This is a genomic window from Nostoc sp., from assembly GCF_036917435.1.
In the GTDB taxonomy this organism is placed as follows: Bacteria; Cyanobacteriota; Cyanobacteriia; order Cyanobacteriales; family Nostocaceae; genus Nostoc.
Genome location: NZ_JBALDM010000029.1, coordinates 87050 through 97113, shown reverse-complemented (window position 1 = coordinate 97113; position 10064 = coordinate 87050). Strand labels below are relative to the sequence as shown.

Sequence of the window (10064 nt, the reverse complement as noted above, 5' to 3'; positions counted from 1 at the left end):
ATAACAAATGGGTACGCCGAAATAACAAATGGGTACGCCGAAATAACAAATGGGTACGCCGAAATAACAAATGGGTACGCCGAAATAACAAATGGATACCCCGAAATAACAAATGGGTACGCCGAAATAACAAATGGGTACGCCGAAATAACAAATGCATACCCCGAAATAACAAATGGATACCCTGAAATAACAAATGCATACCCCGAAATAACAAATGCATACCCCGAAATAACAAATGTGTTTTAGCTTTGTCACGCTAGCGTAATGCAGCGCGAATCTTGGGTGGATGAAGTTTTTGCGACTTGTATCTACACCGTAGCTTCGCTTATAGGGAAGGGTGCTGGGGGGTTAGGTTCTTCACGGATGATAATGGAGGTTGAATGTTGACTGGTTCGGTGTAGCGATCGCCGTTGGGTTTTGCAGCAGTAGAGTAGAGCGATCGCAATAGCTATATTCCTAAGATTATGAAAGCTCATGCATGAGTCATGGATGCCAATGGTAACATTACCCTGGTAGCCCAAATATTTACAGTAAATCCTGTACGTTCCTGGTTATCATTTACCTCTTGTCATGTTTATGACTAAATCAACTAGGATTTTTGGCGCGAATTCTGTAAAAGCTAAAAGGCAAAAGCAATCTGGGCGTTGGGAGAAGAATAAGCTGGCTCACTTTTTACGTTTGCCTTTGTACTTCCTGATGGCTTTGCTATGCATCCTTGGTTCACCCGTGCTGGCAAAGGTTCCTAACTCAATTAATCCCTTATTTAAATTACCAATTAACAGTCAGACATCGCTGGCTATAGTCACCGATCCGACCTCACTACTAGATCAAGGTAAAATTTTATACGATACGGGAAACTTTGCCAAGGCGGTAGAAGTATTAGAACAGGCTGTCCAAGCATATAGACAGGATGGAGAAAGCCTTCCACTGGCAGCAACACTGAGTAATCTTTCTCTAGCTTATCAGCAACTCGGTGCATGGAATCAGGCACAGCAGGTAATTACAGAGAGCTTGAATTTACTCAAAGCACAAGATAAAAACCAAAATCTCCAAATATTTGCTCAAGCACTAGATATTCAAGGTCGTCTGCAACTGAGAACGGGACATGCTGAGGATGCTTTAACAACTTGGCAGCAGACAGAAGAAATTTACAGGCAAGTAGATAATCAAAGCGGTGTGGTGCGATCGCTAATCAATCAAGCACAGGCGTGGCGAAGCCAAGGATTTTACCCCCGCGCTATCAAAACACTCGATCGCGTCAGTCAAACATTAAAATCTCAACCAGACTCTAGAGAAAAGACAGTGAGTTTGCGATCGCTTGGTGATGCCCTTTTAGTAGTAGGCGATTTGAAAAGGTCACATCAAGCACTAGAAGAAAGTCTGACAACTGCTCGAAATCTGCAATCAACCGTTGATATTACCGCCAGTCTCTTCAGTCTGGGGAATCATGCCCGTCAAGAAAAAAATAAAGCAACAGCGATCGCCTATTATCAACAAACTATTGCAGCATCTCCCCCACCCTTAATAAAAGTTCAAGCGCAACTCAATCTCCTCAGCCTACTCATTGAAGATCAACAATGGGCAAAGCTTCAAACTCTTTTGCCATTGATTGAATCACAACTCAACCAACTCCCCCCTAGTCGTGCAAGTATTTACGCTCTAGTCAACTACTCACAAAGTATGACGAAAGTCAAGACAAGAGTATTGCAAGCATCAAGTAATATTTATTACTTTAAAAGTGGCATTCACGACTCAGCAACATTACTCGCCAGTGCCATCCAGAAATCTCGCAGTTTGGGTGACAAGCGGGCAGAAGCCTACGCACTAAAGAGTTTAGGCAGCTTATACGAAAAAACTGGACAATGGTCAGAGGCGCAAGAGCTTACCCAGAAAGGGTTAGCTCTGGCACAGAGCAGCAATGCACCAGAAATTACCTACGCCTTAGAGTGGCAGTTAGGTAGATTGCTGCGGGTACAAAAAAATATTAATGGTGCGATCGCAGCGTATGATGCTGCTGTGGATACTCTCCAATCTATCCGCAGAGATTTAGTAGTCAATAAAGATGTAGTAAACCAGGATCTGCAATTCAACTTCCGGGATAGCGTAGAACCCATTTACCGCGAGTCAGTAGAGTTATTGCTGAAATCCCAAGAAGGAAAATCAGACCAAAAAATCTTAGAGAAAGCACGCCAGAGGATTGAAGAACTCCAACTAGCAGAATTAGACGACTTTTTCCAGGAAGCTTGTTTACAAGGTCAGAAAGTACCCCTCGATCAAGTAGTAGACAAAGATAATCCCACGGCTGCCATCCTTTATCCAATTATTCTTCAAAATGAACTCCAGGTAATAGTCAAAATTCCCAAACACCCCCTAGAAAGCTACACTACTCCTATTTCCCACACAGCAGTAGAAGAACTCTTAGTAGACCTACGAAAAAATCTAGTCAACCCCACCGCTACGAAAACCGTCCAAAAACAGGCGCATCAAGTTTACAACTGGCTGCTTCAACCCATTGAGTCAAAATTGCAAAAAAGTGGGGTAGATACCTTAGTATTCGTCCTGGATGGCCCCTTACGCAACTTACCAATGGCAGCCCTCTATGATGGTAAACAATACTTGGTAGAGAAATATGCGATCGCTCTGAGCGTAGGTCTGCAACTCCTCAACCCTAAACCCCTCGTTCAACAGCAGCTAAGAGCGCTAACCGCAGGACTGACTCAGCCACCACCAGGTTTTTCCGAGTTTGCACCGTTGCTTGCAATCAAATCTGAATTTGACGGCATTACCAAAGCAGGAGTCTCGACAACTAGTTTACTAGATGGAGATTTTAAGAAAAAAAATTTAGAGAGTCAAATTAGTGGTGCTTCATTTAACATCGTGCATTTAGCAACCCACGGCCAGTTTAGTTCTCGCCTTGAAGACACTTTTATTTTGGATTTCGATGGTCAAATTAACGTCAAGGATTTTGATACTCTCTTCCGCAGCCAAAGTAAAACCATTGTAGAGCTATTAGTTTTGAGTGCTTGCCAGACAGCAGCAGGAGATAGCCGTGCAACACTCGGTTTAGCAGGAGCAGCTGTACGAGCCGGCGCACGCAGTACCATAGCCTCCCTGTGGCAGATTGATGATGAATCAACAGCAATGTTTGTTAGTGCCTTCTATCGAGAACTCAAGAGTGGCAAAATCAGCAAAGCCGAAGCTGTCCACCGTGCCCAGCTACAACTTTTGAAACATCCTAACTACAAAGCACCAAGCTTTTGGTCTGCCTATGTGTTGATTGGCAACTGGTTGTAATTTGCAAATTCCCAATTCCCAATTCCCCATTCCCCATTCCCCATTCCCAATTCCCAATTCCCAATTCCCAATTCCCAATTTTGTGGCATAAATTTAGTGAATCCAGATGATATGTACATAGCAGCATTGATCATTAAAGACTGACTTATGAGTAACTACGCCTATCAGCTAGACGATTTCGCTTTAAAATTGCCGATTTCCCAATTAGCTCGTAGAACTGCCCAGGAATTTGCTAACCAACAGCCAAATTCGGAAAAAGGAGAGCAAGTTCGGCTGAATACGCTAGCTGTATGGGTAGTCAATGACTATTTAGAAATGATGGATATTCCTACTAACCTCCAGGCTAGTGACAGTTGGAACCCCATCATGCGTCTCTGTGGAAATATCGCTGACTTAGAAGTACCCTCAGTTGGTCGTCTGGAGTGTCGCCCCGTCCATCAACATCAGCAGATATGTTCCATTCCTCCAGAAACTTGGGAAGAACGGGTGGGTTATTTAGTTGTTCAATTTGATGAATTGCTCCAAGAAGCAAGGCTGCTTGGTTTTATTCCCAGTGTCACAAGTGAAACACTTCCCTTAAAACAACTGCAACCATTAGAAGCCTTTATCGACCACCTAGATCAACTACGCCAATCCCCAGTTAGTTCACTCGTGAATTTAAGTCAGTGGTTTGCTGGTATATTTGAGACAGGTTGGCAGACTGTTGAATCGTTGTGGAACTTGCCGGAACTAAGACCAGCTTATGCCTTTCGCCGTAATGAAACTCTGGAACTTAATGCCCTCAATCGACCAGAATCAATTACTAAACGCGCAAAACTAATTGATTTGGGTATCCAAATTCTTAACCAACCCGTCATGTTGATTGTGGAAATCAGCCCAGAAAAGGATCAACAAACCACTATTCATCTGCAATTGCACGCTACGGGAAATCAAATCTATTTACCCCCAGGAGTTCATCTCACTGTTCTAGATAGTTCGGGAGAAGTATTTCTAGACGCTCAATCGAGAAAATCAGACAACTATATTCAGTTACAGTTTCGCGGTGAACCTACAGAGCAATTTAGCGTTAGGGTAGCCATTAATGATAATAGTATTACTGAACATTTTCAAATTTGAAATATCTAGCTATCTTCCCTCTTTGTCGGTAATTTAGTAAGTGCTAATTGGTTAATTAAAAATTAAAAATTAAAGTCTGCTTTTGGGGATTTTGAGAAAAGTCTGTAAAAGCTTGTGAAGCTTGTTATGAGACATTAGAACAGGGCATGATTTTGCACAGGGAGATAGCGACAGTTATGGGTAAGTTAGTGGTTCTGAAATTCGGAGAGGGTAGTTTTGAGCAAGGATTTGCTGTTACCCTCCAAATTGGTGAAGAACACGAGCGGGCTGCAACAGAAATTACAGGAAGACTACCTTCATTTCCCGAAATGCCTCTCTATTACAGTCATTGGCAGTCTAGTTATCGGCAGATAGGCAATCGTTATCGTCTCCATGCTGACAAAATGCAGGTGACGAATGTATCGATGGTTCAAGACTGCGAAAACACTTCCCATATCTTGCGGGCACGCTTTAATACCTGGTTGCGAGCAGAAGAGTTTCGCCCTTTGAGGGAAAAATGGTTAGAAAAATTGTCGTCCACAGAAGAAGTGCGAGTAATTTTGCAAACAGAAAATAGCCAATTGCAGCTATTACCCTGGCATCTGTGGGAGTTGTTAGAACGCTACCCCAAGACTGAAATTGCCCTTTCTTCACCATCCTACGATCGCATTCACAAGCCACGCACAAAAAATCCATTAGTCAATATTTTGGCAATTGTGGGCAATAGTCAGGGGATTGACACCGAGGCCGATAAAGCTTTACTCCAACAGTGTAATAACGCAGAAATCAGTTTTCTGGTAGAACCACAACGCAAAGAATTAACCGAGCATCTTTGGGGAAAAAACTGGGATATTCTCTTTTTTGCTGGGCATAGTTCCAGTAACAAAAATGGAGAATGTGGACGAATTTACCTGAATAAAACTGATAGTCTCACCATTGGCGAATTAAAATACGCTCTGAGGAAAGCCATTGAAAATGGCTTGCAACTAGCTATATTCAACTCCTGTGATGGATTGGGATTGGCACGAGAATTGGCTGATTTGCAAATACCTCAAATGATCATCATGCGTGAACCGGTTCCAGACCAGGTTGCGAAGGAATTTTTAAAGTATTTTCTCGAAGGTTTTGCTGGTGGGGAGTCTTTATATCAAGCGGTACGTCAAGCACGGGAACGATTGCAAGGACTTGAGGATCGATTTCCCTGTGCAACATGGCTACCAATGATTTGCCAAAATCCAGCGCAGATACCACCCACTTGGGAGGAATTAAGGACTACAACAAAAACTGAAGATAAACCGAATTTAGCTTTGTCTATCAGACGCAGATTAGCAACAACTGTGTTATCCAGTTTGGCAATTACAGCCTTGGTTTATGGGGTGAGATGGTTAGGATTGCTGGAAAGTATAGAAATTCCTGCTTTTGACCAGATGATGCGATCGCGCCCTGCGGAAGGACTAGATTCGCGTCTATTGGTAATCACAATTGACGATGACGATCTGGCAATTCAAAGACAAAATAATGAGTCCTTGATTGGAGCTTCTATTTCCGAAAAATCTCTCAATAAACTCCTGGCAAAACTGAGTCAATACCAACCCCGCGCCATCGGCTTAGATATCTACCGTGATTTTAATGCCAAACAGCCAGATTTAATTACTCGTCTTCAACAAACTCAGAATTTGGTTGGTGTATGTAAAGGAAGTGACGGCACAGAAAATATCACAGGTATTAAGCCGCCACCAGAAATCCCTAAAACAAATCTGGGATTCAGTGACTTTATTCACGATCCTGATGGAGTTATCCGTCGCCATCTCCTGTTCATGAACCAGGAGCCTACATCGTTGTGTCCTGCTACCTTTGCATTCAGTCTACAACTGGCCTCTCTCTATCTGCAACCTTCAGGAATTCAACCAAAGTTAACCCCTGAAGGGAATTTGCAACTCGGTAAGACTATTTTTCCAAATCTGAAATCTCGGACTGGCGGCTATCACGATATTGATGCTAATGGTGGTCAAATCTTACTTAACTACCGTTCTCCAAAACAGATAGCGCAACAGGTGAAGCTAACCCAATTTTTAACTAGTCCAATTAACCCCAGTGCGATCAAAGACAAGATTATTTTGATTGGTGTGACAGCAAAGGGAGATTCTCCAGACACCTGGCCTACACCTTATGGCGCTCCTTTAGATGAGCAAATGCCAGGAGTGTTAGTACAAGCCCAGATGATTAGCCAAATCCTCAGTGCTGTGCAGGATGGGCGGCCGTTGCTGCGGGTTTGGTCGCTGTGGTCTGAGGTGGCGTGGATTTGGGCTTGGTCTTTGGTAGGGGGAGTTTTGGCTTGGCGAAAGCTTTCTTTCCCCTGGTTGGCATTGGCAGTCAGTATTACCTGTAGTGTTCTGTATATAGTCTGCTTTGGTTTGTTAATTTCGGGTGCTTGGGTTCCATTTGTACCGTCTATTTTGTCGCTGGTAACTACCGTTAGTCTGATGTCAATTTATAATTCAGCAACAAAAGTTCAGGTGGAAAGTGGGAAATAGGGAATTGGGGATTGGGAATTGGGAATTGGGAATTGGGAATTGGGGAAAGATTTTTTTGATTAAATTTTTAATATCTAGCAGATAAACTTACAAGGTTTGCATACATAAAGGAAGGTTTTTATGAAGTCAAATTCACAACCAATAAAACTGTTTTTAGTAGTAGCTTTTAGCTGTACCACTTTACTAGTTAGCTTAACTCCAGTCGTGGCAAAACCAACTCTTGGTTTTTCAATTAGCGATCGCTCTAATGCTAAAATTCCCCTTGCTAAAACCAAAATTTTTAATCAACCGGCAATTCCACCTGGCCCTCCTCCTGGGGGTCGCGTTCGTGGTGGAGCGAAGCGTGGCGATTTTCCACCTACTAAACATGACCTGACTGCTTTAGTGCCCTTTACTAAGGAATCTAACTCAGTGATTAATGTCTGGGGACAGACAACACTAGAACACCCAAGTTGGTTTTTCTATGTGCCATATACCAAAGATTCGCGCTATGCAGTTGAATTTGTGCTGCAAGATCAAGACTCTAACGAGATTTATAAAAAAGCGATCGCTCTACCAGATAAACCAGGAGTCATCCGTGTGTCTTTGCCTACAACTGCTCCCGGCTTGCCGCTAAACAAACAATATCGCTGGTTTTTAACCATTAGCTCCGATCGAGAAAAAAATTCTCCCCCGACTTTCGTCGAAGGAGTAATCCAAAGAGTCGAACTCAACCCCGCCGTAGTCAAAGAGCTACAAACAACAGAGCTTCTAAAGCGCTATGCTATTTATGCCCAAAACGGGATATGGTACGAAGCACTGACAATACTGGCTCAACTACGCCAAAAAAGTCCTAAAGATACAGAACTGCAAGCAGAATGGCAAAATTTGCTAGCCAGCATCGACTTAGATGATATTGCCGCAGAACCGATTTTTTTGGAGGAACCTTAGAAACTAGGACTAGCCCTTTCAAGGTGGGTAAAATCTTTGGACAATATATTCCTCTTTTCTCTGTGTCCTCTGCGCCTCTGTGGTTAGAAAAATTGCTTTTAAACCGCAGAGGCACAGAGAAGCCAGTGCGTTGGGCGGGTTCCCCGACTTGAAGCAACTGGCGCAACGCAGAGATTTTAAGAGTCAAAATGATCAACAAGCGTTACAACTTTGTCCCACACTCAGCACAGAAGTTGTGGGTAGGAGCATTTTTTGCATTGCAATTGCTACAATACACTGGCTCTGATGCTGCTTTCGGCGATCGCTTCTGCAAGCCGACCATTTGAGCATTGCTCTTACCAGGAACTACCATTGGATAGCAGTTTTCGTCTCTGGTGACGTGGACATTTAAGATCACTGGGCCTTTGTGTGCCAGCATCTCGGCGATCGCATCTTTTAATTGACTGCGATCGCTGATTACCATTCCCTTAATGCCATAAGCTTTTGCTAAGAACTCTACGTCTGGCATCCCTACTTCCATGTTTGAGCATGAGTAACGCTCACCATAGAAGGCTTGCTGCCACTGGCGCACCATCCCTTGCCAACCGTTATTGATAATTATTATCTTGACATTTATCCCATATTGTGCAAGTGTTCCCAATTCCTGCAAACACATTTGGAAACTAGCATCACCGCTAATACAAATGACTTCTTCATCAGGAAAGGCGACTTTCGCACCCATTGCCGCAGGTAATCCAAAACCCATCGTTCCCAAACCCGCGCTAGAAATCCAGCGTCTTGGGCCGTTCTTGAGAAATTGTGCTGCCCACATTTGATGTTGTCCGACATCTGTGGTGTAGAAAGCGTTGGGTGCTTGGCTACTAACTTCTACCATCACTTCTTGGGGTGAAATGCTGTCGGCATGGTGCGGCACTATTAGAGGATACTCTTCGCGCCAACGGTTAACTAAATTTAACCACTCTTGGTTTTGATTCGGTGTAACCTTAACGCCTGTTTCTTTGCAGCGACGCAATAAGTCTACTAACACGTTACGCACATCGCCGACGATGGGCACTTCGGGAATGCGGTTTTTGCCGACTTCTGCCGGATCGATGTCGATGTGAATTACTTTAGCGCGCGAGGCGAATTCGTCTAATTTACCAGTTACGCGATCGTCAAATCTAGCGCCGACGCAAATTAACAAATCACAATCACTTACGGCAAAGTTAGCGTAAGCAGTGCCGTGCATCCCCAACATTCCCAAAGCGAGGGGATGATGTTCGTCAAATGCACCGATCCCCATTAAGGTTGTGGTGACAGGGATATCGAATAATTCTGCGAGTTCTTTGATTTCTTCGTGGGCACTAGCTGCGATCGCACCACCACCGACATACAGTAGAGGACGGCGACTTTCAGTAATCAACTGAATCGCGGCGTTAATTTGCCGGGGATTTCCCTTTACCGTGGGACGATAACCGCGTAACTTTACTGAACCTGGCTTTACAGGTACATAGTCAAATTCTTCTAAAGCCACATCCTTGGGGACATCAATCAAAACTGGCCCAGGTCGCCCAGTGCTAGCGATGTGGAAGGCTTCGGCGACAATTCGCGCCATATCTTTGGGGTCACGCACTACATAAGAATGCTTGACAATGGGTAACGTAATTCCGTAAATATCGGTTTCCTGAAAGGCATCTGTACCAATGGACGGACGCGCTACTTGCCCCGTCACCACAATCATCGGGATTGAATCCATGTAGGCGGTGGCGATCCCTGTCACCAAGTTAGTTGCTCCTGGGCCAGAAGTGCCAAAGCATACTCCTACCTTCCCAGTTGCACGGGCGTAACCATCTGCGGCGTGGGCTGCGCCTTGTTCGTGTCTCACGAGAATGTGCTTCATAGCACCAGTTGCTTCGACCTTATACAGGTCGTCGTAAATTGGTAGAATTGCTCCACCAGGATAACCAAAAATATAATCAACGCCGTGGCGATGAAGGCTGTCAAGCAAAGCAAAACCACCAGATGCACGTTTGGGCAGAACTGGCGGACTAGAAGCACGAGACTGTTTGTGATTCTCAGTTTGTGTGAGACTAATTGGGGAAAGCGATTCTCCTGCGGAGACACTTTGTGAACGCACGGTCAAACCTCAGACTATAGCTAAAGTTAATGCTGAATTCTGTATTTAAGATTTCATTTTAGTTGAAAACTTCAATCAAAATCTTATTAATT

6 protein-coding genes are annotated in these 10064 nt (G+C 44.0%); 4 read left to right on the top strand and 2 right to left on the bottom strand.

The window, feature by feature from the left end:
- Nucleotides 1-311 precede the first annotated feature (311 nt).
- The gene (locus V7K98_RS12100) at nucleotides 312-479 is read right to left on the bottom strand and encodes a hypothetical protein (protein ID WP_335021997.1); all 168 of its coding nucleotides are present in this window, start codon (nucleotides 477-479) and stop codon (nucleotides 312-314) included.
- 94 nt (nucleotides 480-573) lie between these two features.
- Here V7K98_RS12100 and V7K98_RS12095 point away from each other — a divergent pair, with 94 nt between their 5' ends.
- The 4 genes from V7K98_RS12095 (at nucleotide 574) to V7K98_RS12080 (ending at nucleotide 7856) form a co-directional block, all read left to right on the top strand.
- Nucleotides 574-3297 (top strand): CHAT domain-containing protein, encoded by a 2724-nt coding sequence (locus V7K98_RS12095; protein ID WP_442940416.1) that lies wholly within the window; start codon nucleotides 574-576, stop codon nucleotides 3295-3297.
- 147 nt (nucleotides 3298-3444) lie between these two features.
- Nucleotides 3445-4413: a DUF1822 family protein gene (locus tag V7K98_RS12090; protein ID WP_335021992.1), complete on the top strand. Its 969-nt coding sequence runs from the start codon at nucleotides 3445-3447 to the stop codon at nucleotides 4411-4413.
- A gap of 176 nt (nucleotides 4414-4589) precedes the next feature.
- Complete coding sequence (locus tag V7K98_RS12085; protein WP_335022013.1) at nucleotides 4590-6926, top strand: CHASE2 domain-containing protein; 2337 nt, start codon at nucleotides 4590-4592, stop codon at nucleotides 6924-6926.
- A 120-nt stretch (nucleotides 6927-7046) separates the two neighbouring features.
- Complete coding sequence (locus V7K98_RS12080) at nucleotides 7047-7856, top strand: DUF928 domain-containing protein (RefSeq protein WP_335021990.1); 810 nt, start codon at nucleotides 7047-7049, stop codon at nucleotides 7854-7856.
- Between the two features lie 202 nt (nucleotides 7857-8058).
- Here V7K98_RS12080 and ilvB read toward each other — a convergent pair whose 3' ends face one another.
- Entirely contained in the window at nucleotides 8059-9972 is a 1914-nt protein-coding gene (gene ilvB / locus V7K98_RS12075; RefSeq protein ID WP_335021988.1) for a biosynthetic-type acetolactate synthase large subunit, read from the bottom strand.
- Between the last annotated feature and the right edge of the window lie 92 nt (nucleotides 9973-10064).